General features: G+C 63.9%; 1 protein-coding gene. It reads left to right on the forward strand.

Translation table 11 applies throughout. The annotated features are described in order from the left end of the window. Positions 1 to 72: 72 nt before the first annotated feature. Positions 73 to 1,042: IS630 family transposase (locus tag RFN28_RS34590; protein ID WP_320291597.1), on the forward strand; the 970-nt coding region annotated here is incomplete at its 3' end.

Here is a 1,042-nt window from a genome sequence, read left to right on the forward strand (position 1 = left end):
CTAGTGGTTTCCACCTAACGGAAGAGTCCGATTTGGGATTCCCCTTTGGCGGTGTGTGTGCGAGTCTGCCGGATGCGCACAGGAATCTCGCTCACCGTTTCTTCGATTGATCGCCAGCGCCTGGCTGCCCTGATCAGGGACCGCAATGCGCCGCAGAAGCACGTCTGGCGGGCCGAGATCATCCTGCTGAGCGCCGATGGCGTCGGCACTGTCGAGATCATGCGGCAAACCGGCAAGTCCAAGACCTGCGTGTGGCGCTGGCAGGAGCGCTTCGCCGCGGAAGGTTTCGAGGGACTGTTGCGCGACAAGACGCGACCCTCGCGCATTCCGCCGCTCCGACCGGAAGTGGCCGAGCGCGTGGTGGCGCTGACATTGAAAGACCCGCCCGGCGAAACGACGCACTGGACCGCCGACATGATGGCGCAAGCAGCCGACATCAGTGCCAGCGCGGTCAGACGCATCTGGAAGGCGCACGGGCTGCAGCCGAACCGCTGGCGGCAGTTCAAGCTCTCCAGCGATCCGCAGTTCGTCGACAAGCTGCGCGACGTGGTCGGCCTTTACGTCGACCCGCCGGCGCACGCCATCGTGCTGTCGGTCGATGAGAAGAGCCAGATCCAGGCCCTCGACCGCACCCAGCCCGGCCTGCCCATGAAGAAAGGCAGGCTCGGCACAATGACCCACGACTACAAGCGCAATGGCACGACCACGCTGTTCGCCGCCCTCAACGTGCTCGACGGCACCGTCATCGGCAGGAACATGCAGCGCCACCGCCATCAGGAGTTCATTCGCTTTCTCAACACCGTCGATGCCGAGGTGCCGGCCGACAAGGCCGTTCACGTCATCCTCGACAACTACGCCGCCCATAAGCACCCTAAGGTGCGTGCCTGGCTCAACCGCCATCAGCGCTTCACCTTCCACTTCACCCCCACGTCTTGCTCCTGGCTCAACGCCGTCGAGGGCTTCTTCGCCAAGCTGTCGAAGCGACGCCTCAAGCGAGGCGTCTTTCATTCTGTCGTCGACCTGCAGGCGGCCATCAACCGCT

Source organism: Mesorhizobium album (genome assembly GCF_033977205.1).
Lineage (GTDB): Bacteria > Pseudomonadota > Alphaproteobacteria > Rhizobiales > Rhizobiaceae > Mesorhizobium > Mesorhizobium album.